We start from the raw sequence: 24,110 nt of genomic DNA, 5'->3' as shown, positions 1-24,110 counted from the left end.
CTGATCACAAGCTAGGGGGGAGCACTGACAATGGACCTCGTGCAGCTCGAACCGATCACCTGGGAGCGGATGGCCGAGGCGCTCGCCCGCCATCTGGAAGGAGCCGGCGACCCGCCCGCGGACCCGGACCGCAGGCTGTGCGCGGCCCTCGACGGCGCGCCCGCGGCCGGCACCGGGGTCCTGGCCGAGGCGCTCGCCGAGGCCCTGCGGGTGCGCGGCCGCCCGGTGCTGGTGGTCGCCGCCGAGGGCTTCCTGCGGCCGGCCTCGCTGCGCTTCGAGTTCGGCCGCGAGGACCCCGACAGCTATCTCGACGGCTGGTACGACGTACCCGCCCTGTGGCGCGAGGTGTTCGGCCCGCTGGAGCCCGGGGGCACCGGGCGGGTCCTGCCCGACCTGTGGGACCCGGCCACCGACCGCGCCACGCGCAGCCCGTACGTCGTGCTCCCGCCGGGCGGGGTGCTGCTCCTGCACGGCCCGATGCTGCTGAGGCACTGGTTCCCGTTCGACCTGAGCGTGCACATCGGGCTGTCGCCCGGGGCGCTGGCCCGCCGTACGGAGCCCGCCCGGCAGTGGACCCTGCCGGCCTTCGCGCGGTACGAGGCCGAGACCGGGCCCGGCGCCGCGGCCGACGTCCTCGTACGCGCCGACGATCCGCGCCATCCGGCCTGGTCGGGCCTGCCCGCACACCGGCCGGGGGAGGACTGACGGGTACGGCCCCGCCGGCCCCCGACTCCGACCCGCTCCTCGGTGCCGTCGGCCCCGCCCCGCCCTCGGCCCGTCCTCCAGTGGCCGCCTCGGTCAGCCCGGCCCCTCCGCCGGCCGGCCGCCCAGCCGGGTCACCGCCGCCGCGCCCGCCCGGCAGCCCGCCGCCGCGGCCGCCGCCGGGTCCGCGCCCGCCAGCCGGGCCGCGAGGAACCCGCCGGTGAAGGCGTCGCCCGCACCCGTCGAGTCCACCGCCGGGGCCGGCGCGGGCGCGCCGGGCACCCGGGCCGTGACCGCCCCGCCCTCCGCGACCAGCGCACCGGCGGCCCCCAGCGTGACCACGACCAGCGGCAGCCGCCGGCTCAGCGCGGCGGCCGCCTCCGCCGGGTCCGCGCCCGCCGGGAGCCCGGCCAGCAGGGCGGCCTCGGCCTCGTTGGGCAGCAGGACCCCGGCGCCGGCGACCTGGCCGAGGAAGCGTTCGGGCCCCAGTGCGCCGAGGAACCCGGCCGAGGCCGGGTCCACGCTCACGGGGACCCCCCGGCCGGCCGCCGCGCGCAGCACCAGCCGGGCCAGCCCCCGGCTCGGCTCCGCGAAGAACAGGTAGCCCGACAGGTGCACGTGGGCCACGCCGTCGAGCAGCTCCCCGGACCAGTCCGCCGGGGACAGCCGCAGCGCCGCCCCGCTGTCCGTGAGGAAGGTCCGCTCGGCCCCCGCGTCGACCAGGGAGATCACCGTGCCGGTCGGCTCCCGGGGGTCCCGGACCAGGTGCGGCCGCACCCCCGCCCGCCGCAGGGACTCCTCGTGCCAGGCGGCCGAGTCGGTGCCCACCCGGGCCAGCAGCCCCACCTCGCGCAGCCCCGCGCGCACCGCCCAGCAGGCGGCGTTCGCGCCCGCCCCGCCGGGCAGGGTGCGGATCCGGGCGGCCGTGTCGGTGGCCGGGGCCAGCGGCTGCCGGTGCAGCGCCACCACGTCCGTGATCACGTCGCCCACCACCAGCAGCCCGCCGCTCACCGGGGAGCCCGCTCCGACCAGGCCCGGGCGACCCGGGCCGCCAGCCGCACGTTGCCGCGCACCGCCGCGAGGTTGGCCTCCAGGGAGGCCCCGCCGGTCTGCTCGACCAGCCGCCGGAGCAGGAACGGGGTCACCGCCTGCCCGCTCACCCCCCGTTCGCGGGCCTCCGCCAGGGCCTCGGCGAGCACCCGGTCGTGCAGCCCGGGATCCAGCTGGTCCGCCTCCGGAACGGGGTTGGCGACGAGCAGCGCCGACGGCGGCCCGCCCAGGCCGTCCTGGGCGGCCATCACCGCGGCCACCTCCTCCGGGGTGTGCACGGTCCAGTCCACCGGCTCCCCGGAGCTGGCCAGGTAGAAGCCGGGGAAGCGGTCCGTGCCGAAGCCGAGCACCGTCACCCCCAGCGTCTCCAGGCGCTGCAGCGTGGCCGGCACGTCCAGGATGGACTTCACCCCCGCGCACACCACCGTGATCCCGGTCCGTGCCAGCAGGCCCAGGTCCGCGGACTCGTCCTGGGTGCGCGTCCATTCCCGGTGTACGCCGCCCAGACCGCCGGTCGCGAACACCCGCAGGCCCGCCCGGGCGGCCAGGAAGGCCGTCGCGGAGACGGTGGTGGCCCCCGAGGCGCCCGCCGCCACGGCGGGCGCCAGATCGCGGTGCCCGAGCTTGCGCACGGTGTCGTCCCCGGCGATCCGCTCCAGCCCCGCCTTGTCCAGGCCCACACGCGGCACTCCGTCGAGCACGGCGACGGTGGCCGGGACGGCGCCCTCCGCGCGTACCAGGGCCTCCAGCTCGGTGCCCACGAGCAGGTTGCGGGGCCGCGGCAGGCCGTGGGCGAGGATCGTGGATTCGAGGGCGACGACGGGCCGTTGCCGGTCCATCGCCTCGCGGACTTCCTCCGACAGGACCGGGGCGGCAGCTGAGGTGAGTGGCATGTCCCCATCCATGGCACGGCGGCCGCACCCGCAAACGCGGCCCGGACCGCCCGCCCGGCAGCCTGGCCGGAACCCGCCCCCGGTCTGGACAGGGTGACGGGCCGGAGCACCCGATCATGGACGCGTTGGCCACCCTGGCGGGCCCGCCGCGCAGGCTAGGGTGCCCGCCATGAGCACCAGTGACCAGACCCCCGCCCCCGCCTCGTTCGCCGTCTCCGTGATGGACGTCGAGCTGGAGGCCGAAGACCTCGACCCCGCCCAGATCGTCTCCGGCAACCCGGTGGTGACCGGGAAGGTGCTGTGGGAGTCCCCCGACGGCCGCGGGCTGCGCGGCATCTGGCAGATCACCCCGGGGGTGGTCACCGACACCGAGGCCGACGAGCTGTTCGTCGTGATCAGCGGGAGCGCGACCATCGAGGTCGAGGGCGGGCCGACGCTGGAGGTCGGCCCGGGTTCGGCCTGTGTCCTGCGCGAGGGCGACAAGACCACGTGGACGGTGCACGAGACCCTGCGCAAGGCGTACCACATCACCCTCTGACGCAGCGCCCGCAGGCCCCGGGCGGGCCGTACGGGAGGCCGGGGGCGAGCCCGTACGGGGTCACTCCCCGGCGGTCCGGCGGGCCGTCAGCAGGGCGAGGCCCGCCATCGGCAGCAGCAGGGCCGCGCCGATCGCGTTGAGCCAGCCGTAGCCGGCCTGGGCGACGACCAGGCCGGCCGCCGTGCCGCCGACCCCGGCCGCCGTGTTCATCGTCAGGTCGGACAGGCCCTGGACGGCGGCCCGGGCCGCCTGCGGCACCGAGTCCGTGAGCAGGGCGGAACCCGAGACCATGCCCGCCGACCAGCCCAGCCCCAGCAGGAACAGCCCGGCGGCGGTCTGCCCGTGCCGGGGACCGGCGGTCCCGGCGAGCAGCGCCGCGAGGGAGAACAGGCCTGCGGACAGCCCGATCACGGACAGCCGGCCGAGCCGGTCCGAGAGCCAGCCCATCACGGGGGAGAAGGCGAACATGCCCGCGATGTGACCGCTGATGACCAGGCCGATCAGCTCCAGGCCGGCCCCGTGGTGGCCGAGGTCCAGCGGGGTCATCACCATGATCGACACCATGGTGGTGTGGGACACGGCGATGGTCACCAGCGCCAGCCGGGCCCGCGGGGAGGCCTTCACGGCGGCCAGTCCGGCCTTCAGCGAGCGGGCCGCGGCGGCCTGCTCCGCGGGCGCCGCCAGGGCGCGGGCGGTCAGCAGCGGGTCCGGCCGCAGCAGCAGGCCCACCAGGGCGGCGGACAGGACGAATATCCCGGCGGCCCACACGAAGGGGCCCGCCGTCGCGGGTATGGAGGTGCCCTCGAAGCTGCGGCTCGCGGGGGCCGACAGGTTCGGCCCGAGCACCGCGCCGAGCGTGCTCGACCACACCACCGTCGAGATCGCCCGGGCCCGGTGGTCGGGGGCGGCCAGGTCGGCGGCGGCGAACCGGGCCTGGAGGTTCGCGGACGAGGCCGCACCGAACAGGCCCATGCCGAGCAGCAGCAGCGGGAAGCTCTCCGCGACGGCCGCCAGGACCACCAGCAGGCCGCCCACCGCACCCGTCAGGTACCCGAGGACCAGGCCCGGCCGGCGGCCGCGGGCGGTCATCAGCGCGGCCAGCGGCAGCGAGACCAGCGCCGTGCCCGCCACCGCGGCGCTCGACGCCAGCCCGGACAGCCCCTCGGTGCCGCTGATCTCGGTGGCCAGCACCGGGGCCAGCGCGATGCTGATCGGCACGCCGAGGCCGCTGACGATCTGGCTGGCCATGAGCACCCGGCGGATGCGGCGCTGCAGGGCGGGGAGCGCCTCGGCCGTCACCGCCGGACCGGGCTCCGTACTGGGGGAAGAGTCGGTGGTCACCGCCGAAGTTTCGCACCCCTGACCTGCGGCCGCACAGCCGTACGACCCCGGCCCGGGCCCGGTCAGAACAGCGGCTGCGGGAGCACGCCCTCCAGCGCCAGCAGGATCCGCTTGGCCTCCAGCCCGCCGCCGAAGCCGCCGAGCCCGCCGTCGCTCTCCACGACCCGGTGGCAGGGCACGACCACCGGCAGCGGATTGGACCCCATCGCCGCCCCCACGGCCTGGGCCGCGCCCGGCTGGCCGACCCGCGCGGCCAGCTCCCCGTACCCCACCACCGTCCCGTACGGCACGCCCTGCGCCAGCTCGCGCAGCACCTGCCGGTTGAACCCGGAGCTCAGCCGCCAGTCCAGGGGCAGTCCGAAGCCCGTCAGGCGGCCCTCGAAGTACGCGGCGAGTTCGCGCACCGGCTCCGCGAGCAGCACCTCCCGGCCCGCCGGCGGCCGGACCGCGGTCAGGCCCAGCCGCGACGCCAGCGCGCCGGCCATCCGCTCCTCGCCGTGGAACCGGACCTGGACCAGGCCGGTGCCGGTGGCAGCGAGGAACAGCGGGCCGACGGCACTGCCCACCAGGGTCCATTCGAGCTGCTGCGGGTCGCTGTACTCGTTCACCCCACCACCGTACGGCGGGCCGCCGACAGCGCCCCGGGGCCCGGGCCGGGTGCGGCCGCGGGCTCAGAAGCCGCCCACCGCGTCCCGGGCCACGTCCGGGGCGTTCGAGATGATCCCGTCGACCCCCTGGTCGCGGACCTTGCGCGCGGTGGCGGCGTCGTTGACGGTCCACGTGTTGACCGCGAGCCGCTTCCCGTGCGCGCCCGGCAGCGCGTGCACCGCGTCCACCCACTCCTTCGAGATGGTGTTGTACGCCGGGTTGATCCGGTCGGTGAAGGCCGCGTAGTCGTGCAGCTGGGAGACCTTCGGCGTGCCGAGGAACCCGGTCGTCAGGTCGGGCCGCTCGCGGTGCACGGTCCGGATGGCGTCCGCGCTGAAGCTCTGCACCACCAGACGGTGCGTCACGTGGTGCTCGTCCAGCCAGCCCGCCTCCCCCAGCACCCGCAGCAGGTCCTCCTCGATCCCCGGGTACAGCTCCGGCTTCTTGATCTCCAGCAGCAGCCGCTGCTGGTTGAAGCCCACCCGGCGCAGGTACTGCTTCAGGGTGGGCACCCGCGCCCCGCGGTACGCCGGGCCGAACCAGCCGCCCGCGTCCAGCCGGGCGATCTCCGCCGCGGTGAAGTCCTTGACCCGCCAGGGGGACCGGCCGGGGAAGACGGACTCGACGTCGGTGGTCCGCGCCAGCGTGTCGTCGTGGATGACGACCAGCTCGCCGTCCTTCGTGCGCTGGACGTCGTTCTCCACCCAGTCGATGCCGAGGTGCTCGGCGTAGTCCACCGCCTCCAGGGTGTTCTCCGGCGCGTACGCCGAAGCCCCCCGGTGGGCGAAGACGACGGGGGCGTCCAGCCGGTACGGGTCCTGCCCGCGCGCGGCCCGGCCGCGCGGCCCGCCCGGCCCGGCGGCGTCCGGCGCCGGTGCCCCGGACAGGGCCGCGGGGACGCTGGTGGCCGCGACGGCGGCGAGGGCCGAGGAGGCGGCGGCGGGGCCGTCGGCGGTGGAACCCCCCGGCATGGCGAAGGTGATGCCCAGCAGCGCGGCTGCGGCGGCAGCGAAGGATCGTACGTACATGGCGTTCTCCTCGGTGTCGGCAGCCGGAGGACCGGCGGGCGACGCGGTGGTGACCACGGGTCAGCGTGACAGCGCGGCGGCAACGGGGGACGGGCCGTGGATGACCACGGGGTGAACGAATCCGCCCGGCAGGCCGCGGTGGCGGAAATCGGGCGGGGCCAATCTGGCCGGAGGCGGTGCGCGCCCCGGCCCCCTCGGCCTAATCTCGCCATCAATCGGGCCCATACCAGCGAAAGTTGGACCGGGAGACGGCCGGACACGGCTGAAGGGCGGGCGGGAATGCACGGCACGGAAGCGGTGTCCGGCGGCTACGGGACGATCGACGGCTTCAGCTATGGCCTGATCACGCCCCTCGCCGCATACCTGATGGCCTGTCTGGGCGGGGCGCTCGGACTGCGTTGCACGACCCGGTCCCTCCTCGTCGAGCGCTCCTGGCGGCCCGGCTGGCTGGCCCTCGGGGCCACCGCCATCGGATCCGGAATCTGGACTATGCATTTCATTGCGATGATGGGCTTTTCCGTCGCCGAGTCGCCACTGAACTACGACAAACGGACCACTCTCGCCAGCCTGGTTGTCGCGATCGTGATGGTGGGGGTCGGGATCTTCATCGTCGGCTACCGGGGCAGCACCCCCATGTCCCTCGTCACCGGCGGCACGATCACCGGTCTGGGCGTCGCCTCCATGCACTATCTCGGCATGGCCGGCATGCGGCTGCACGGGCGGCTCGAATACGACACGAAGATCGTCGCCCTCTCGGTGGTCGTGGCCGTCGTCGCCGCCACCGCCGCGCTCTGGGCCGCCGTCAGCATCCGCGGGTTCCTCCCCGCGGTCGGCGCCAGCCTCGTGATGGGCCTGGCCGTCACCGGCATGCACTACACCGCCATGGCCGCCCTGCGGGTGCGCATCGGCGGCGGCTACGGGGCGCTGACCGGGGAGCAGCCCACGGCCCTGCTGGCCCCCCTGCTGGTCGGGCCGGTCGTCTTCCTGGTCCTGGCGGGGGTCGTGGTGATGTTCGACCCGCTGCTGGTCATGGGCACCCAGGACTGGCAGAAGCCCGGCGAGGTCCGGCAGCCGGTCCCCGTCCCGCCGCGCCCGGTCTGGCCGGCCCGCCCGCCGTACGACGAGGCCGCCCGGCCCTGGGAGCGCTGACGCGCGGCGGCGCGCTGCCTCGTTGTCAGTGGGGGGTCGTACGGTGGAGGCATGCGGCCCGTATCGAAGATCCAACGCACGGTGGCCCCCTTCGAGGTGGTCAGTCCCTACCAGCCCAGCGGCGACCAGCCGGCGGCCATCGCCGAGCTGGAGCGGCGCATCCGCGCGGGTGAGAAGGACGTCGTACTGCTCGGCGCCACCGGCACCGGCAAATCGGCGACCACGGCCTGGATGATCGAGCGGCTCCAGCGCCCGACCCTGGTCATGGCGCCGAACAAGACCCTGGCGGCACAGCTGGCCAACGAGTTCCGCGAGCTGCTGCCGAACAACGCCGTCGAGTACTTCGTCTCGTATTACGACTACTACCAGCCCGAGGCGTACGTCCCGCAGTCGGACACCTACATCGAGAAGGACTCCTCGATCAACGAGGAGGTGGAGCGCCTGCGCCACTCCGCGACGAACTCCCTGCTGACCCGGCGGGACGTGATCGTCGTCGCGTCCGTCTCCTGCATCTACGGCCTCGGCACCCCGCAGGAGTACGTGGACCGGATGGTCCCGCTCAAGGTCGGCGAGGAGATCGACCGGGACGCGCTGCTGCGCCGCTTCGTCGACATCCAGTACACGCGCAACGACGTGGCCTTCGCCCGCGGCACCTTCCGGGTCCGCGGCGACACCATCGAGATCTTCCCGGTCTACGAGGAGCTCGCCGTCCGCATCGAGATGTTCGGCGACGAGATCGAGGCCCTGTCCACCCTGCACCCGCTGACCGGCGAGGTGATCAGCGAGGACCGCGAGCTGTACGTGTTCCCCGCCAGCCACTACATCGCCGGCCCCGAGCGCATGCAGAAGGCCATCGCCGGGATCGAGACCGAGCTCGCCGAGCGCCTCGCCGAGCTGGAGAAGCAGGGCAAGCTCCTGGAGGCCCAGCGCCTGCGCATGCGCACCACGTACGACCTGGAGATGATGCAGCAGATCGGCTCCTGTTCCGGCATCGAGAACTACTCGCTGCACATGGACGGCCGTGAGCGCGGCTCGGCTCCCCACACGCTCATCGACTACTTCCCCGAAGACTTTCTGCTCGTCATCGACGAGTCCCATGTCACCGTCCCCCAGATCGGTGCCATGTACGAAGGCGACGCCTCCCGCAAGCGGACCCTCGTCGACCACGGCTTCCGGCTGCCCTCCGCCCTCGACAACCGGCCGCTGAAGTGGGAGGAGTTCCAGGAGCGGATCGGCCAGACCGTCTACCTGTCCGCCACCCCGGGCACGTACGAGCTCTCGCGCAGCGAGGGCTTCGTCGAGCAGATCATCCGGCCCACCGGCCTGGTCGACCCGGAGGTCGTGGTCAAGCCCACCGAGGGGCAGATCGACGACCTGGTGCACGAGATCCGCAAGCGCACCGAGAAGGACGAGCGGGTCCTGGTGACCACCCTCACCAAGAAGATGGCCGAGGACCTCACCGACTACTTCCTCGAACTCGGCATCCAGGTCCGCTACCTGCACAGCGACGTGGACACCCTGCGCCGCATCGAGCTGCTGCGCGAGCTGCGCGCCGGCGAGTACGACGTGCTGGTCGGCATCAACCTGCTCCGCGAGGGCCTCGACCTGCCCGAGGTCTCGCTCGTGGCCATCCTGGACGCCGACAAGGAGGGCTTCCTGCGCTCCGGGACCTCGCTGATCCAGACCATCGGCCGCGCGGCGCGCAACGTGTCGGGCCAGGTGCACATGTACGCGGACAAGATGACCCCGGCGATGGAGAAGGCCATCGAGGAGACCAACCGCCGCCGCGAGAAGCAGATCGCGTACAACACCGAGCACGGCATCGACCCGCAGCCGCTGCGCAAGAAGATCAACGACATCGTCGCGACCATCGCCCGCGAGGAGGTGGACACCGAGGAGCTGCTCGGCACGGGCTACCGGCAGGCCAAGGAGGGCAAGGGGGCCAAGGCCCCGGTGCCCGCGCTCGGCGGGAAGGCCGGCAAGGGGGCCAAGGCGGCCAAGGGCGGCAAGGGCGAGGTCCTCACCGACCGGCCCGCCGCCGAACTCGCGCAGCTGATCGAGGAGATGACCGAGCGGATGCGGGCCGCGGCGGCGGACCTCCAGTTCGAGGTGGCGGCCCGGATCCGGGACGAGGTCGGCGAGCTGAAGAAGGAGCTGCGCCAGATGCGGGAGGCGGGCATCGCCTGAGCGGTGCCGTGTCTCAGGAGGGACACAGAATCGGCCGGGCCGCGGCGCCCGGCCGGTTCCCGTGCATAGGCTGGAACGGCACGGCAGCACCGCAGGGCCGCGCGCGGGCGCGGTCCGCGGACGGCCGCTGCGGCAGGACGATGGGGAGAGGGGACAGCGCGTGACGGTCAACATGACCAAGGGTCAGGCCATCAGTCTGGAGAAGGCCGACGGGGGATCCCTCAGCTCGGTCCGGATGGGCCTCGGCTGGCAGGCGGCCAAGCGCCGCGGGCTGTTCGGCTCCCGCACCCGGGAGATCGACCTCGACGCCTCGGCCGTGCTCTTCGCCGACAAGCAGCCCGTCGACGTCGTGTTCTTCCGCCACCTGATCAGCGAGGACGGCTCCGTCCGGCACACCGGGGACAACCTGGTCGGCGGCGCCGGACAGGGCGGGGACGACGAGTCCATCCTGGTGGACCTCCAGCGGGTGCCGGTGCACATCGACCAGATCGTCTTCACGGTGAACTCCTTCACCGGCCAGACCTTCCAGGAGGTGGAGAACGCCTTCTGCCGGCTCGTGGACGAGACGAACGGCCAGGAGCTGGCCCGCTACACGCTCGACGGCGGCGGCCAGTACACGGCGCAGATCATGGCGAAGGTCCACCGGGTGGGCGGCGGCTGGAAGATGACGGCCCTGGGCAACGCGGCCAACGGCCGCACCTTCCAGGACCTGCTGCCGGCGATCGTCCCGCACCTGTAGCCCGCAGGGCACGGCAGCGGCGGGAACGGGCAGGACGCGACGGGGGCACGAAGATGACGGCCGAGCTGGTGCGGGGACAGAACCTCCCGCTGCCGCACACGCGGGTGGAGATCCGGGTCTCGGCGGGCACCCCGGTGCTCGTCGGGGTCGTGCTGGGCGACGCGGCGGGCCGGCTGCTGCCCGGCCCCGACGCGGCGGCGCATCCCGGCCGGCCCCGGATCCCGGGGGCTGCGGTCCCGGCAGCCCCCGGGACCGTAGCAGCCGGGCAGCAGGCCGGGATCGACCTCGAAGCCCTCCCGGCGGCCGCCCACCGGCTGGGGGTGCTGCTCGCGCTGCCGCCGGGCGGCCCCGCCCGCTTCGGCGCGGTCGCCGCCCCGCACCTCGCCCTCCTGGACGCGGAGGGCACCGAGTTCGCCGGGTTCACCCTCACCGGCCTCGACGCCGAGTCCGCCGTCATCGGCTTCGAGCTGTACCGGCGGCAGGGCGCCTGGAAGGTGCGGGCCGTCGGCCAGGGGTACGCCGACGGGCTCGCCGGCCTGTTCGCCGACCACGGCCTGGCCGCCGGCCCGGCAGCCGCCCTCGCCGCCGAGGTCCACGCGGCCCTGGCGTCCGTCCCGGCCCCGCCGCCCGCCGTCCGCTCCCTCGGCGGCACCCCGGCCCCCGGCCCGCCGGTCCCCGCCGACCCGCACCCGGACGGGGTGCCCGCCGCCGGAGCGGGCTCCGAGCCGGCCGGGCCGGTGCCCGTCTCCGGGGTGCCCTGCCCCGGCACCCCCGGCCCGGCCGCCGCCGAGTCCTCGCCCGCCATCAGCTACGCCCACCCGCGCCGGGCCCGTACGGAGCCCCCGGCGCCCGCCCCGCAGCCGCCGCCGGCCCGCCCCGGCGAGCCCCCGCAGCCGGTGGCCGGGGACGCCAACGGCTGGACCATGGAGGAGCGGCTGCACAACCAGGTCTGGGGGATGTTCGAGGACCTGGCCCGCGCCGTCGCCGCGTACCGCAGTGCCGTGGAGTTCGCCGACGGACGCATGGACCGGGAGCTGGACCAGGCGCTCGAAGACCCCCGCAGCCGGATCGGAGGGGCCGGCGGGGCCGCCCGCGAGGCCGCGCAGGCCCGCCGGGACGAGCTCGTGGGCCGGGCCCGGGAGGTCCTCGACCGGGACCTCGCCCAGCTGGCCGCCGAGGCGGAGGTGGTCGAGCCCGCCCTGCCCGCCGCCTTCGCCGGCTGGGACCACCCGCAGTGGCAGGACCACCGGCTGCCCGCCGAGCCCCCCATGGCGGTGCGCCTGGGCGACCTGCACCTGCCGGAGCGCCCGGGGCTGCGCATCCCCATGCTGGTCCGGCTGCCGCTGGAACGCGGGCTGTGGATCGACAGCGGCCGCACCGGCTCGGAGGCCGCGATGGCCATGGACACCGACCGGCTGCGGAGGCTGGCCCTGGACACGGCGGTGGCGCACGCGGTGCGCCTGCTGGCCTTGCACCCGGCGGGCACCCTCCGGGTGCACGCGATCGACGCGGCGGGTGCGGGGGCGGCGGCCCTGGAACCGCTGCGCCGGGCCGGGGTGCTGTCCGGTCCCGCCGCCGGCGGCGCCGCCGGGACCGCGGAGCTGCTGGCCCGGCTGACCGAGCGGGTGGACCTGGTGCAGATGGCGCTGCGCGCCGGGGCCCCCGAGTCCCTGCCGCCGCACCTGGACACCGCGTCCCGGCTGCTGATCGTCCACGACTTCCCGCACGGCTTCGACGACCGGGCCGTCACCCGGCTGCGCTACCTCGCCGACGAGGGACCGGCGGTCGGGGTCCACCTGCTGATGGTCGCGGACCGCGACGAGGCCTCGGCCTTCGGGCCGCTGCTGGATCCGCTCTGGAAGTCGATGCTGCGGCTGTCGCCCGTACCGGACGACCACCTCGCCGATCCCTGGGTCGGGCATGCGTGGACGTTCGAGCCGGGGCTGCCGCCGGCCGGGAGCGCGGTGCTGGACCTGGTGCTGGCCCGGGTGGCGACCTGACCCGCCGGTGGGTGGCGACCTGACCTGCTGCTGACCTTCCTTTGGTAATCCCTTTACCTTTACCCCTCCGAGCCGGTATTCTCATGTGTGCGGAGGGGAGTATTCCTGCTGTTCTGCTACGTCGTGCCCGTCAATACGGACCGCAACCGGTCCCGGGGCGGCGGCCCGCGGCCGGGAGGCCGCCCGGGTGGAAGAGACCTCCGGCAGCGATGACGCTGACCTTGAGCCGTAGCGACCTGCCGGAGGCGTAAGCAGTGGACGTTTCGTTGACCCTCTGGGTGCTGACCATCCTGGGTCTGGGCATCCTCATCGGGGCCGATTTCTTCATCGGCCGCAAACCGCACGACGTGTCGGTCAAGGAAGCCGGCATCTGGACGGTCGTCTGGATCGTCCTCGCCGTCCTCTTCGGCCTCGGCCTGCTGTTCTTCGGCAACAGCCAGGCCTCCGGGGAGTTCTTCGCCGGCTTCATCACCGAGAAGTCGCTGAGCGTGGACAACCTCTTCGTCTTCGTCCTGATCATGGCGAAGTTCGCGGTCCCCTCCCACCTCCAGCAGCGGGTGCTGCTCGTGGGCGTCCTGATCGCCCTGGTGCTGCGCGCGGTCTTCATCGCCGCCGGCGCCGCGATCATCGCCAGCTTCTCCTGGGTCTTCTACCTCTTCGGCGCCTTCCTGATCTACACCGCCTGGAAGCTCATCCAGGAGGCGCGCTCCGACGAGGAGGACGAGGAGTTCGAGGAGAACCGCCTCCTCAAGTCCGTGGAGAAGCGGTTCGGCGTCGCCGACCGCTACCACGGGACCAAGCTGTTCATCCGCAACAACGGCAAGCGGGTCCTGACCCCGCTGATGGTCGTCATGCTCGCCATCGGCACCACCGACGTGCTGTTCGCGCTGGACTCCATCCCCGCGATCTTCGGCCTCACCCAGGACCCGTACATCGTGTTCACCGCGAACGCCTTCGCGCTGATGGGCCTGCGCCAGCTGTACTTCCTCATCGGCGGCCTGCTGAAGAAGCTGGTCCACCTCAGCTACGGCCTGTCGATCATCCTCGGGTTCATCGGCGTCAAGCTGGTGCTGCACGCGCTGCACGAGAGCGGGGTCCACGTCCCCGAGATCTCCATCCCGTTCTCGCTCGCCGTCATCTGCGGTGTCCTGGTCGTCACCACCATCACCAGCCTGGTCGCCTCGAAGAAGCAGGCGGCGGCGGAGGCGGCGGCCGCCGGGGCGGCCGGCGGCAAGGAGTCGGTCGGGGCCTGACCCCGCGGCCGGGCCGTACGGTCCGCACGTACCGCACGACAGCGAGGAGCCGGCCGGGCGCGCACGCCCCGGCCGGCTCCTCGCGTACGCGGCCCCGGCCGAGTCTTCAGGCGGCCGCCGGCTCGGTGGCCGCGTCGGGAACGACGGCCGGCCCGGCGGCCGCGGGGGCGGTCTCGGGCAGCAGCGCGAAGCAGCCGAGGCTGACCACCGCGATGCCGGTCAGGTACGCGGCGACGGCCCAGGGGGGTCCGCTGTCGCTCGCGAGCGCGGTGGCCACGATCGGCGTGAGCGCACCGCCCAGCACCCCGCCCAGGTTGTAGCCGACGGCGGCGCCCGTGCACCGCACCCGCGGCTCGAACAGCTCCGGCAGGTACGCCGCGATCACCGACAGGATCATCACCATGGAGATCAGGCCCACGGTGAGGCCGAAGGTCATCGGGACCGGGCGCCCCGTGCGCAGCAGCGCGGCCATCGGGAACATCCACACCGCGGCCAGGGCGCAGCCCGCCAGGCACACCGGGCGCCGCCCGTACCGGTCGCCGAGCAGGGCGAACACCGGGGTCAGCGAACCCTTGACCACGACCGCCGTCATGATGCACGCCAGCATGGTGGTGCGGTCCACGGCCAGGCGTTCCGTCGCGTACGCCAGGGACCAGGTGGTCACCGCGTAGAAGACCGCGTACCCGATGGCCAGGCCGCCGCCGCTCAGCAGGACCAGCCGCCAGTGGCGGCGGAACACCTCGGCCAGCGGGGCCTCGGCCCGCCGGCCGGCGGCGGCCAGCGCGCGGAAGGCCGGGGTCTCCTCCAGCGGGGCGCGCAGCAGCAGCCCGGCGGCCGCCAGCAGGCCCGCGAACCAGAAGGGCACCCGCCAGCCCCAGGAGCGGAACTGGGCGTCGGTGAGGGCGGCCGAGAGGCCGAGCATGAGGCCGTTGGCGAGCAGGAAGCCGACCGGCGGGCCGGTCTGCGGGAAGCTCGCCCACAGGCCGCGCCGACGGGCCGGGGCGTGCTCGGCGGTGAGCAGCACCGCCCCGCCCCATTCGCCCCCGAGCCCGAGCCCCTGGAGGAAGCGCAGGGCCAGGAGCAGGACCGGGGCCGCGACCCCGATCGAGGCGTAGGAGGGCAGGCAGCCGACGGCGACCGTGGCCAGGCCGGTGAGCAGGAGCGAGGCGAACAGCACGGGACGGCGGCCGTGCCGGTCGCCGATGTGGCCGAAGAGGAGGGAGCCGAGGGGGCGGGCCAGGAAGCCGGCCGCGAAGGTGCCGAAGGCGGCGAGGGTCCCGGCCAGCGGGGAGAAGGTCGGGAAGAAGAGCGGGCCGAGCACGAGGGCGGCCGCGGTCCCGTAGACGAAGAAGTCGTAGAACTCGATGGCGGTGCCGGCGAGGGAGGCGGCGGCCAGGCGGGGCATCGAGGGGCCGCTGCGGGCGGGCGGCGGCTCGTCCGGCGGGGCGTCGGGGTCCGCTGCGGGCGGTCCGGGGGCGGCTCCGCCGGTTCCACCGGGGGTGGGAGGGGCGGTACGGGTGGGTCCGGCGGCGCGCGCGGGTCCGTCGGTGGGGCGGGCGGTACGGGTGGGGCGGGCGGTGTCCGCGGGGTCCGGTGGGCGGGCCGGGTCCGCGGCCGGGGGCGGGCCGGAGCTCTGGGCGTCATCCATGAGGCTCCGTGTACCCGGTCGGCGCGGGCCCGCGGGCGGGGAGCGCCGAGCCTGACCCGAACGGGTGCACGGATGGCGGGTGTTGACCGCGGCCCGGCCGACCGCCGCGGGCGCGGCGGCCGACCGGGCCGGGCGGGGTTCACCAGCCGCGCTCGCGCCACTCCGCGAGGTGCGGGCGCTCGGCGCCGAGCGTGGTGTCGTTGCCGTGGCCCGGGTAGACCCAGGTCTCGTCCGGCAGGACGGCGAAGAGCTTCTCCTCGACCCCGTCCAGCAGGCTCGTGAAGGCCGCCGCGTCGCCCGAGGTGTTCCCGACGCCGCCCGGGAAGAGGCAGTCGCCGGTGAACACGTGCGGGTGGCCGTGGGGGTCGTCGTACACGAGCGCGATCGAGCCCGGGGTGTGGCCGACCAGGTGCCGGGCGGTCAGCTCGACCCGCCCCACCCGGATCGTGTCCCCGTCCGCGACCGGCACGTCGGTGGGGACGGGGATGCCCTCCGCGTCCTCCCGGCCCGCGTACGTCCGGGCCCCGGTCGCGTCCACGACCTCGCGCAGCGCACCCCAGTGGTCCCCGTGCCGGTGGGTGGTGACCACGGAGGCGATGCCGTCGTCGCCGATCAGCGCGAGCAGGGTGTGCGGCTCGGCGGCCGCGTCGATCAGCAGCTGCTCGCCGGTGGCCCGGCACCGCAGCAGGTACGCGTTGTTGTCCATCGGACCCACCGCGACCTTGGAAATCATCAGGTCCGCGAGCTCGTGCACATCCGCCGGCCCGCCCACCTTCACTGCTCCGCTGTATGTCATGTCGGCAGCCTAATTCCTCGTCCGGCTAGAGCGGGGGCAGCTGCGGGACCGGCCCGCCGCCGTCGGTGGCCAGGTCGGCGCCCTTGTCCCCGCGGCCGGCCAGCCAGCCCAGCAGCGCGGCGGCGGTGCCGCGGACGGTGACCGGGGTGCCCTCGGTGCCGCCGGTCCGCCAGGCGGGGCCCTCGTCGCCGGTCCCGGCGCGGAGGGTCACGGGCGGCACGTCGGGGCGGCCGGACCAGCGGTCGGCGAGGAACGCGATCTCGCGCGCGGTGAACTCTTCCGGCAGGTCGGAGAGCTCGTAGCCGACGTTCAGGTCGACGTGGTGCAGCTCGATCTCGATCAGGCGGCGGAAGGGGACGTTCGCGGCGGCGTCCTTGACCCCGTTGCGCAGCTCGACGGTGCGGGCCCAGTCCTGCTCGGGACGGGTCGCGTCCATGAAGCGGGCGTGGCTCTCGCGCAGGTCGGCGAGCTGCGCGTCCAGGGGCCGGGGGGCGTCCCGGTCGATGTCGCTCTCGCGGGCGTCGGCGCTGAGGTACATCGGGCGGCCCTCGAAGACGTTCACGAGGGCGTCGGCGTTGCGGGAGAGGTGGGCCAGGACGTGGCCGCGCGTCCAGCCGGGCAGCCGTGACGCCCCGGCCACTGCCGCGTTGTCGAGAGTGGCGAGCGAGGCCAGCAGACGGTCGGTCGCCGCACCCAGGAGCGCCAGGTCGTGCACATGATCGTTCATGGGGCCGACGATAGCGCCGCCACTCCTTCGGGTGAAGGAGCTCCTTGCGCGCCGTAAATCGAATGCGCGTGCTATAAGCTCGGAATCCTGACCGCGGCGCACCGTTGTGGCCGCCCCCATACCCTGGGACGGGGGGCTCCGTCCCCCGCTCTCTCAAGAAAGGTGCGGACCGGCGTGACCGACCGTCTCATCGTCCGCGGCGCTCGCGAGCACAACCTCAAGAACGTCTCGCTCGACCTGCCCCGCGACTCGCTCATCGTCTTCACAGGGCTGTCCGGATCGGGCAAGTCCTCGCTCGCGTTCGACACGATCTTCGCCGAGGGCCAGCGCCGCTACGTCGAGTCGCTGTCCTCGTACGCCCGCCAGTTCCTGGGGCAGATGGACAAGCCCGACGTCGACTTCATCGAAGGGCTGTCCCCGGCCGTCTCCATCGACCAGAAGTCCACCTCGCGCAATCCCCGCTCCACGGTCGGCACGATCACCGAGGTCTACGACTACCTCCGCCTGCTGTTCGCGCGCATCGGGAAGCCGCACTGCCCCGAGTGCCGCCGGCCGATCTCGCGGCAGTCCCCGCAGGCCATCGTGGACAAGGTGCTCGCGCTGCCCGAGGGCAGCCGGTTCCAGGTGCTCTCGCCGCTGGTGCGCGAGCGCAAGGGCGAGTTCGTGGACCTGTTCGCCGACCTCCAGACCAAGGGCTACAGCCGGGCGCGGGTGGACGGCCGGACCGTCCAGCTCTCCGAGCCCCCGGTGCTGAAGAAGCAGGAGAAGCACACCATCGAGGTGGTCGTCGACCGCCTCACCGTCAAGGAGAGCGCCAAGCGCCGGCTCACGGACTCCGTCGAGACGGCCCTCGGCCTGTCCGGGGGCATGGTCATCCTCGACTTCGTGGACCTCCCGGAGGAGGACCCCGAGCGCGAGCGGATGTACTCCGAGCACCTGTACTGCCCGTACGACGACCTGTCGTTCGAGGAGCTGGAGCCGCGCTCCTTCTCGTTCAACTCGCCCTTCGGCGCCTGCCCCGACTGCACCGGCATCGGCACGCGGATGGAGGTCGATCCGGAGCTGATCATCCCGGACGAGGAGAAGAGCCTCGACGAGGGCGCGGTCTCGCCCTGGTCCCTCGGCCACACCAAGGACTACTTCCAGCGCCTGATCGGCGCCCTCGCCGACGAGCTGGGCTTCCGCACGGACATCCCGTGGGCCGGGCTGCCGCAGCGGGCGAAGAAGGCCCTGCTCTACGGGCACAAGACGCAGATCCAGGTCCGCTACCGCAACCGGTACGGCCGGGAGCGCGCGTACACCACCGCCTTCGAGGGCGCCGTGCCGTTCGTCAAGCGGCGCCACTCCGAGGCGGAGAGCGACTCCAGCCGGGAGCGCTTCGAGGGCTACATGCGCGAGGTGCCCTGCCCGACCTGCGAGGGCAGCCGCCTCAAGCCGATCGTGCTGGCCGTGACGGTGATGGAGAAGTCCATCGCCGAGGTCTCGGCCATGTCGATCAGCGAGTGCGCCGACTTCCTCGGCCGGCTGACCCTGGACGCCCGCGACAAGAAGATCGCCGAGCGGGTCCTGAAGGAGGTCAACGAGCGGCTGCGCTTCCTGGTCGACGTGGGCCTGGACTACCTGTCGCTCAGCCGGGCGGCGGGCACCCTCTCCGGCGGCGAGGCCCAGCGGATCCGGCTGGCCACCCAGATCGGCTCCGGGCTGGTCGGCGTGCTCTACGTGCTCGACGAGCCCTCGATCGGCCTGCACCAGCGGGACAACCACCGGCTGATCGAGACCCTGGTCCGGCTGCGGGACATGGGCAACACGCTGATCGTCGTGGAGCACGACGAGGACACGATCAAGGTCGCCGACTGGGTCGTGGACATCGGCCCGGGCGCCGGCGAGCACGGCGGCAAGGTCGTGCACAGCGGCTCGCTGAAGGAGCTGCTGGCCAACGGCGAGTCGATGACCGGCCAGTACCTGTCCGGCAAGAAGTCGATCAAGGTGCCGGACAGCCGGCGGCCGGTGGACGGCGAGCGCCGGCTCACGGTGCACGGCGCCCGGGAGAACAACCTGCGGGACATCGACGTCTCCTTCCCGCTGGGCGTGCTCACGGCCGTCACCGGGGTCTCCGGCTCCGGCAAGTCCACCCTGGTCAACGACATCCTGTACACGCACCTGGCCCGGGAGCTCAACGGCGCCCGCTCGGTGCCGGGCCGCCACACCCGGGTCGCCGGCGACGAGCTGGTCGACAAGGTCGTGCACGTGGACCAGTCGCCGATCGGCCGCACCCCGCGCTCCAACCCGGCCACGTACACCGGAGTCTTCGACCACGTCCGCAAGCTCTTCGCGGAGACGATGGAGGCCAAGGTCCGCGGCTACCTGCCCGGCCGCTTCTCCTTCAACGTCAAGGGCGGCCGCTGCGAGAACTGCTCCGGCGACGGCACGATCAAGATCGAGATGAACTTCCTGCCGGACGTGTACGTGCCGTGCGAGGTCTGCCACGGTGCGCGCTACAACCGGGAGACCCTGGAGGTCCACTACAAGGGCAAGTCCATCGCCGAGGTGCTGGACATGCCCATCGAGGAGGCCCTGGACTTCTTCGAGGCGGTGCCGACCATCGCCCGCCACCTGCGCACGCTGCACGAGGTGGGCCTCGGGTACGTGCGCCTCGGGCAGTCCGCCCCCACCCTCTCGGGCGGCGAGGCGCAGCGCGTGAAGCTGGCCTCGGAGCTGCAGAAGCGCTCGACGGGCCGGACGGTGTACGTGCTGGACGAGCCGACCACCGGCCTGCACTTCGAGGACATCTCGAAGCTGATCAAGGTGCTGTCCGGGCTGGTGGACAAGGGGAACTCGGTGATCGTCATCGAGCACAACCTCGACGTCATCAAGACCGCGGACTGGGTCATCGACATGGGACCCGAGGGCGGTTACGGCGGCGGCCTGGTGGTGGCCGAGGGCACCCCGGAGCAGGTGGCCTCGGTGGGCGCGAGCCACACCGGCAAGTTCCTCCGGGACATCCTGGGGGCGGACCGGGTGAGCGACGCGGCCCCGGGCGCGGTGCCCGCGGCCCGCAAGCCGGCCAGGACGGCGGCGGCCAAGGCGGCCGCGGCCGAGGCCGCTGCTCCGGCGGCGAAGAAGACCGCGGCGAAGAAGGCCGCCGCGAAGAAGACCGCGGCGAAGAAGACCGCCGCGAAGAAGGCGACGGCCACGAGGTCCGCGCGTTCGCCCAAGGCCTGAGCGGCCGGCCCGGGCGGATCCGGAAGCGGGGGCTCCCAGCAGCGGAGTCCCCGCTTCCGCACACCGGCCCGGCGGTCAGTCCTGCGCCAGCTCCGCCGCGTACGGGGGTTCCGCCCCCGGGCGCGTGCAGGTGAGGGCGGCGGCCCGGGCCGCGAAGGACAGCACGGACGGCCAGTCCGGCGGCCCCCCGGCCGCCGTCAGGCAGTGCAGCAGGGCCGCGTTGACCGTGTCGCCCGCGCCGATGGTGTCGGCCACCCCGACCCGCCGTGCGGGCTCCTCGTACCGCTCGCCGCCCCGCGTGCTCACCGACAGCCCGGCCGCCCCGCGGGTGAGGACCACCGCCGAGGGCCCGGCCGCCAGCCAGTCGTCCGCCGTGCCGCCCAGCCACTGCGCGTCCTCCTCGGAGAGCTTGAGGACGGACACGTACGGCAGCCAGGACCGGAAGCGCTCGCGGTAGGCCGCCGGATCGGGGATCAGCCCGGGCCGGATGTTCGGGTCGAGCAGGGTGAGCAGCCCGCGGCCCGCCTCCCGGCGCAGCAGGGCCTCGTACGCGCTCGCCCCCGGCTCCAGGACCAGGGAGCAGGTCCCGAGCGCCAGCGCCCGGGCCGCGGCCGGCAGCGCGGGCGGCAGGCGGAACAGCCGGTCCGCCGTGCCCTCGGTGTAGAACCCGTACCGCGCCGAGCCGTCGGGGCCGACCGAGGCCACCGCCAGGCTCGTCGGCTCGGGGCCGCGCGCGACCAGCGAGAGGTCCACCCCCGCGGCCCGCAGCCCCGCCAGGAGGGTCTCCCCGAAGGCGTCCGTGGACACCCGGGAGCAGAAGGCGACGGGGGCGCCGAGCCGGCCCAGCGCGAGCGCGGTGTTGTACGGTCCGCCGCCCGGCCGCGGCAGCAGGGTCCCCCCGGCGGCCGGGACCAGGTCGATGAGTGCTTCTCCGCCCACGACGATCACGCGGGCGAAGGTAACGCATCCCGGGGCCCCCGGTATCGTCGGGAGGTACATCCCGCCGTACCGCCATCCGTGGAGAAGCCATGCCCGAGCATTCCGCCGCCCGCCGTACCGTCCTCAAGGGGGCTGCGCTGGCAGGAGCCGGTGCGGCGCTCACCGCCTGCTCCACCGAGGGCAGCTCCGGCGCGGGCAGCCCCGCCGTGCCCACCGCGCCGGTGGAGCTCGGCGACGCCGCCGAGGTGCCGGTCGGCGGGGCCAGGCTGTTCCGCGAGCGCAAGGTGCTCGTGAGCTGCCCGGCCGAGGGGCAGTACAAGGCCTTCAGCGCCCAGTGCACCCACGCCGGCTGCGTCCTCGACAAGATCGAGGACGGGGAGGGCAACTGCCCCTGCCACGGCAGCCGTTTCGACGTGAACACCGGCAAGGTGCTCCGCGGACCGGCCACCGACCCGCTGCCCGCCGTGCCCGTGAAGGCGGCCGGCGGCAAGCTGATCGCGGGCTGACCCGCCGCCGGTCAGTCCCAGTCCCACGCGATCCCGACCAGCCCGCGCCGTACGCCCTGCTCCACCAGGTGTACGGCGCGGTGCCGGCCGTTGGGCGTGAGGTCCGCCAGCTCGGCGCGCGGGGTGCCCGGCGCCGCCTGCGTGAAGCGCCGGCAGCGCACCGGCAGGGCCGCCTCGTCGAAGCGGACCTGGAGCATGTACTGCCCGCCCGCGTAGCTGAACCCGCGCACGTACTCGCTGCTGCACCCGCCGGTGCCGTCCTCGAACCCGTACCCGAAGACGTACGTGTCCCCGGCCCGCAGCCGGGCGTCGAAGAGCAGCTCGGCGACGACCACCCCGGTCTCCCGGTCCCAGCGCACCCGCCCGGTACGGCAGTTCTCGTGCGCCCGCACCCGCACCCGGGCCGGGTCGCAGCCCGGGTCCCCGGTGTGGATGGCCAGGTAGCGGTCCACCCCGTCCCGGTGCGCCCGCAGCACGTGCTGGGAGTCCCGGCCCTGGAGCTCGCGGGCCGGACCGATCCGCACCCACTCGTGGTGCCCCACCGTGTGCAGCCCGCCGTCCGCCGGCACCTCCAGCCCGGCGAGCAGCTCCTCCACCGCGGCCCCCGCCGCCACCAGCGACCGGTACGGGCGGGCCGCCGGGCGGGCGGTGTGCTCCGGCGCCGGCGGCGGACCGCCCGGGGCGAGCAGCCGTACGAGGGACCCGGCGGGCAGCTCCAGGATCTCCTCCAGGGCCCGTACGGCCTTCAGGGACTCGGCGCGGCGCGGCCGCCGGGCCCCCTGCTGCCAGTAACTCAGGCTGGTCACGCCCACCTTGATCCCGCGGCTCGCCAGCCGGTGCTGGACCCGGTGCAGCGGCAGCCCGCGGGCCGCCAGCGCGGCCCGCAGCGCGAGGTGGAAGGGGCCGCCGAGGAGCAGCTGCCCGAGCTCGCCGGAGCCGGGGCCGGCCGCCCGTGCGGCGCCCTCGTCCCCGGCCGGGCCGGTGGTGTGCCCCATGGCGACTCCTCTGTGAACGTTCACGTGCGGCGGGCCGGGCGGGCGGAGGAGCGCTCCGGCGGCGCCGGGGGAGCCTGGTGGTGCGACCGCAGCCGTTCACACCGCAGTCGCGCCGTTCACACTGCAATGTCACCGCGTATTGAAGCGTGTTGACCTGATCGCGACAACACCCTGATGCTCCTCCACACGCGTCCGGACGCGCTCCTCCATCCCCACGGATCCCCACTTCGGGAGGAACGCGATGCACAACCGAAAGGGCCGGCTGACCCTGGCCGGCCTCCTCACCGCCCTGCTGCTCGCCCTGCCCCTCGGCACCGCAACCGCCGCGCCTGCCGCAGGACCGCAGGACGCGCAGCAGTCCGCCCCGGCCCCCACCGCGGCACTGGCGTCCAAGCGTCTCGACATCACCATGCAGGAGCAGCAGAAGACCAACTGGTGCTGGGCTGCCAGCGGCAACACCATCGCCACCTGGTTCGGCCGCAGCTACACCCAGAACCAGTTCTGCAACGCCGCCTTCAACCGCCAGCAGGGCTACGACTGCCCCAACAACCAGGCCACGCTGGGCAACGTGCAGACCGCCCTGAACTGGGCCGGCATCAGCTCCGGCTCGTACGTCAACGGCTGGCTGCGCTACACCACCGTCCAGAACGAGATCAACTACAACCGGCCCGTCGAGACCCGCATCCAGTGGTCCAACGGCGGCGGCCACATGCACGTCCTCTACGGCTACGACACCGCCAGCAACTGGGTGTACTGGGGCGACCCGTGGCCCTCCAGCTACCGCTACAACTGGGCCTCGCACGACTGGTACGTCAACAACAACACCTTCTCCTGGACCCACTCGCTCTACCGGATCGGGGCGTGACCGCGATGAACCACACGACCCCGAAGCGGCTGCGCGCCGCCGCCCTCGGCACCGCCCTCGCCGCCGCGGCCCTGCTCGGCCTCGCCCCCCAGGCCTCGGCCGCCGCCCCGCTGCCCCCGTCCGCCGACGCCGGCAGCCGGGCCGCGGCCCACGAGGCGGCGGCCGCGCCCGCCACCCTCGCCACCCTGTCCCGGTTCTTCTCCCGCGAGGGCCGGGTCTCCCTGTCCGCCGCCAGGCCCCGCATCGAGGGCGCGGCCCTGCCCGTCCACTACCTCTCGCCCGAGTTCGTCGCGGGCAAGGCCGGCGCCCCGGTGGCCCGGCTGGAGTTCCTCGTCAGCAAGGCGGTCTCCTCCGACGGGCAGAGCGCGGCCCTGTGGACCGCGAAGACCCCGGCCGGCTGGCAGGTCGTGAACATCGCGAGCGGGGACGAGGAGTTCCGCTACACCGCGCAGGGCGCCCGCACGCTCCCCGGCGGCACCGTCTTCCGCGAGCCCCAGATCGACGCCTGGTACGTGGCCAAGGGCGGCCGGGTGCTCCCGCTCGACCAGGACGCCGTCCGCGCCGTCGGCGCCCGCGGCACCACCCTGGCCGCCTACCGCACCCGCGTGGCCAAGGCGTACGGGGACAAGCTGCCCGGCTCCGCCTACGCCAAGGCGGGCAAGGCCGGGGGCTACGCCCCCGCGGCGGCCGCACCCGCGGCCGGGGACGGCGGCCCGTCCGCGCCCCTGGCCGCCGGGACCGCCGCCGGCGCCCTGGCCCTCGGGGCGCTGGGCACCCTCGCGGTGCGCCGCGGCCGCCGGGCCGCCGCCGCCCGCGCGTAACCGCACCGCACCACCGCACCACCGGCACCGCACCACCCCGCACGCCGCGGCACGGCAGCCGGG

General features: G+C 74.2%; 21 protein-coding genes. 11 read left to right on the top strand and 10 right to left on the bottom strand.

Annotated features, from left to right (window positions below):
• Positions 1-39 precede the first annotated feature (39 nt).
• The gene (locus ACZ407_RS20075; protein WP_468129957.1) at positions 40-705 is read left to right on the top strand and encodes a nucleoside/nucleotide kinase family protein; all 666 of its coding nucleotides are present in this window, start codon (positions 40-42) and stop codon (positions 703-705) included.
• 93 nt (positions 706-798) lie between these two features.
• Here ACZ407_RS20075 and ACZ407_RS20070 read toward each other — a convergent pair whose 3' ends face one another.
• Positions 799-1,713, bottom strand: a complete 915-nt coding sequence (locus ACZ407_RS20070) for a carbohydrate kinase family protein (protein WP_468129955.1) — start codon at positions 1,711-1,713, stop codon at positions 799-801.
• Positions 1,710-2,645: a pseudouridine-5'-phosphate glycosidase gene (locus tag ACZ407_RS20065; protein WP_468129953.1), complete on the bottom strand. Its 936-nt coding sequence runs from the start codon at positions 2,643-2,645 to the stop codon at positions 1,710-1,712. Before ACZ407_RS20065 ends, ACZ407_RS20070 begins: the two co-directional genes overlap by 4 nt.
• 169 nt (positions 2,646-2,814) lie before the next feature.
• On the opposite strand from ACZ407_RS20065, the gene ACZ407_RS20060 reads away from it, so the two are divergent.
• Positions 2,815-3,183: a cupin domain-containing protein gene (locus ACZ407_RS20060; protein ID WP_468129951.1), complete on the top strand. Its 369-nt coding sequence runs from the start codon at positions 2,815-2,817 to the stop codon at positions 3,181-3,183.
• Between the two features lie 60 nt (positions 3,184-3,243).
• Here ACZ407_RS20060 and ACZ407_RS20055 read toward each other — a convergent pair whose 3' ends face one another.
• From ACZ407_RS20055 to ACZ407_RS20045, 3 genes are all read right to left on the bottom strand, one after another.
• Entirely contained in the window at positions 3,244-4,431 is a 1,188-nt protein-coding gene (locus tag ACZ407_RS20055) for an MFS transporter (protein WP_468130070.1), read from the bottom strand.
• Between the two features lie 155 nt (positions 4,432-4,586).
• Positions 4,587-5,132: a methylated-DNA--[protein]-cysteine S-methyltransferase gene (locus tag ACZ407_RS20050; protein WP_468129949.1), complete on the bottom strand. Its 546-nt coding sequence runs from the start codon at positions 5,130-5,132 to the stop codon at positions 4,587-4,589.
• A 63-nt stretch (positions 5,133-5,195) separates the two neighbouring features.
• Positions 5,196-6,200: a glycerophosphodiester phosphodiesterase gene (locus tag ACZ407_RS20045; protein ID WP_468129947.1), complete on the bottom strand. Its 1,005-nt coding sequence runs from the start codon at positions 6,198-6,200 to the stop codon at positions 5,196-5,198.
• A gap of 279 nt (positions 6,201-6,479) precedes the next feature.
• Between ACZ407_RS20045 and ACZ407_RS20040 the strand changes: the two genes are divergently transcribed.
• From ACZ407_RS20040 to ACZ407_RS20020, 5 genes are all read left to right on the top strand, one after another.
• Positions 6,480-7,349: an MHYT domain-containing protein gene (locus ACZ407_RS20040; protein ID WP_468129945.1), complete on the top strand. Its 870-nt coding sequence runs from the start codon at positions 6,480-6,482 to the stop codon at positions 7,347-7,349.
• Between the two features lie 51 nt (positions 7,350-7,400).
• Positions 7,401-9,536, top strand: coding sequence for an excinuclease ABC subunit UvrB (gene uvrB / locus ACZ407_RS20035; RefSeq protein WP_468129943.1), 2,136 nt, complete (start codon positions 7,401-7,403; stop codon positions 9,534-9,536).
• A 160-nt stretch (positions 9,537-9,696) separates the two neighbouring features.
• Positions 9,697-10,275, top strand: a complete 579-nt coding sequence (locus tag ACZ407_RS20030; RefSeq protein ID WP_468129941.1) for a TerD family protein — start codon at positions 9,697-9,699, stop codon at positions 10,273-10,275.
• Positions 10,276-10,328: 53 nt separating this feature from the next.
• Positions 10,329-12,275, top strand: a complete 1,947-nt coding sequence (locus ACZ407_RS20025; protein WP_468129939.1) for a TerD family protein — start codon at positions 10,329-10,331, stop codon at positions 12,273-12,275.
• 254 nt (positions 12,276-12,529) lie between these two features.
• Positions 12,530-13,528, top strand: a complete 999-nt coding sequence (locus ACZ407_RS20020) for a TerC/Alx family metal homeostasis membrane protein (protein WP_468129938.1) — start codon at positions 12,530-12,532, stop codon at positions 13,526-13,528.
• A 106-nt stretch (positions 13,529-13,634) separates the two neighbouring features.
• Here ACZ407_RS20020 and ACZ407_RS20015 read toward each other — a convergent pair whose 3' ends face one another.
• The 3 genes from ACZ407_RS20015 to ACZ407_RS20005 all read right to left on the bottom strand — a co-directional run bounded on the left by ACZ407_RS20015 (position 13,635) and on the right by ACZ407_RS20005 (position 16,699).
• Entirely contained in the window at positions 13,635-14,933 is a 1,299-nt protein-coding gene (locus ACZ407_RS20015) for an MFS transporter (protein WP_468130068.1), read from the bottom strand.
• A gap of 382 nt (positions 14,934-15,315) precedes the next feature.
• Positions 15,316-15,972 carry an MBL fold metallo-hydrolase gene (locus ACZ407_RS20010; protein WP_468129937.1) on the bottom strand — a complete coding sequence of 219 codons (657 nt, stop codon included), beginning with the start codon at positions 15,970-15,972 and terminating at the stop codon, positions 15,316-15,318.
• 25 nt (positions 15,973-15,997) lie between these two features.
• Entirely contained in the window at positions 15,998-16,699 is a 702-nt protein-coding gene (locus ACZ407_RS20005; RefSeq protein ID WP_468129936.1) for a maleylpyruvate isomerase family mycothiol-dependent enzyme, read from the bottom strand.
• 174 nt (positions 16,700-16,873) lie between these two features.
• Between ACZ407_RS20005 and uvrA the strand changes: the two genes are divergently transcribed.
• A complete protein-coding gene (uvrA, locus tag ACZ407_RS20000) occupies positions 16,874-19,921 on the top strand; it encodes an excinuclease ABC subunit UvrA (RefSeq protein ID WP_468129935.1) in 3,048 nt (1,015 codons plus the stop codon).
• A gap of 75 nt (positions 19,922-19,996) precedes the next feature.
• Here the strand turns inward: uvrA and ACZ407_RS19995 are convergent, their stop codons facing one another.
• Complete coding sequence (locus tag ACZ407_RS19995; RefSeq protein ID WP_468129934.1) at positions 19,997-20,869, bottom strand: carbohydrate kinase family protein; 873 nt, start codon at positions 20,867-20,869, stop codon at positions 19,997-19,999.
• Positions 20,870-20,949: 80 nt separating this feature from the next.
• Here ACZ407_RS19995 and ACZ407_RS19990 point away from each other — a divergent pair, with 80 nt between their 5' ends.
• The gene (locus ACZ407_RS19990; RefSeq protein ID WP_468129933.1) at positions 20,950-21,366 is read left to right on the top strand and encodes a Rieske (2Fe-2S) protein; all 417 of its coding nucleotides are present in this window, start codon (positions 20,950-20,952) and stop codon (positions 21,364-21,366) included.
• Between the two features lie 11 nt (positions 21,367-21,377).
• Here ACZ407_RS19990 and ACZ407_RS19985 read toward each other — a convergent pair whose 3' ends face one another.
• Positions 21,378-22,361, bottom strand: a complete 984-nt coding sequence (locus tag ACZ407_RS19985) for a hypothetical protein (protein WP_468129932.1) — start codon at positions 22,359-22,361, stop codon at positions 21,378-21,380.
• A 241-nt stretch (positions 22,362-22,602) separates the two neighbouring features.
• Between ACZ407_RS19985 and ACZ407_RS19980 the strand changes: the two genes are divergently transcribed.
• Both ACZ407_RS19980 and ACZ407_RS19975 read left to right on the top strand, forming a co-directional pair.
• Entirely contained in the window at positions 22,603-23,226 is a 624-nt protein-coding gene (locus ACZ407_RS19980; RefSeq protein WP_468129931.1) for a papain-like cysteine protease family protein, read from the top strand.
• A 5-nt stretch (positions 23,227-23,231) separates the two neighbouring features.
• Entirely contained in the window at positions 23,232-24,047 is an 816-nt protein-coding gene (locus ACZ407_RS19975; RefSeq protein ID WP_468130066.1) for a hypothetical protein, read from the top strand.
• Positions 24,048-24,110: the final 63 nt, after the last annotated feature.

It is taken from the genome of Streptomyces sp. NPDC030809 (assembly GCF_055572195.1).
The sequence above is the reverse complement of the archived record's forward strand: the minus strand, read 5'-3'. Positions and strand labels throughout refer to the sequence as shown.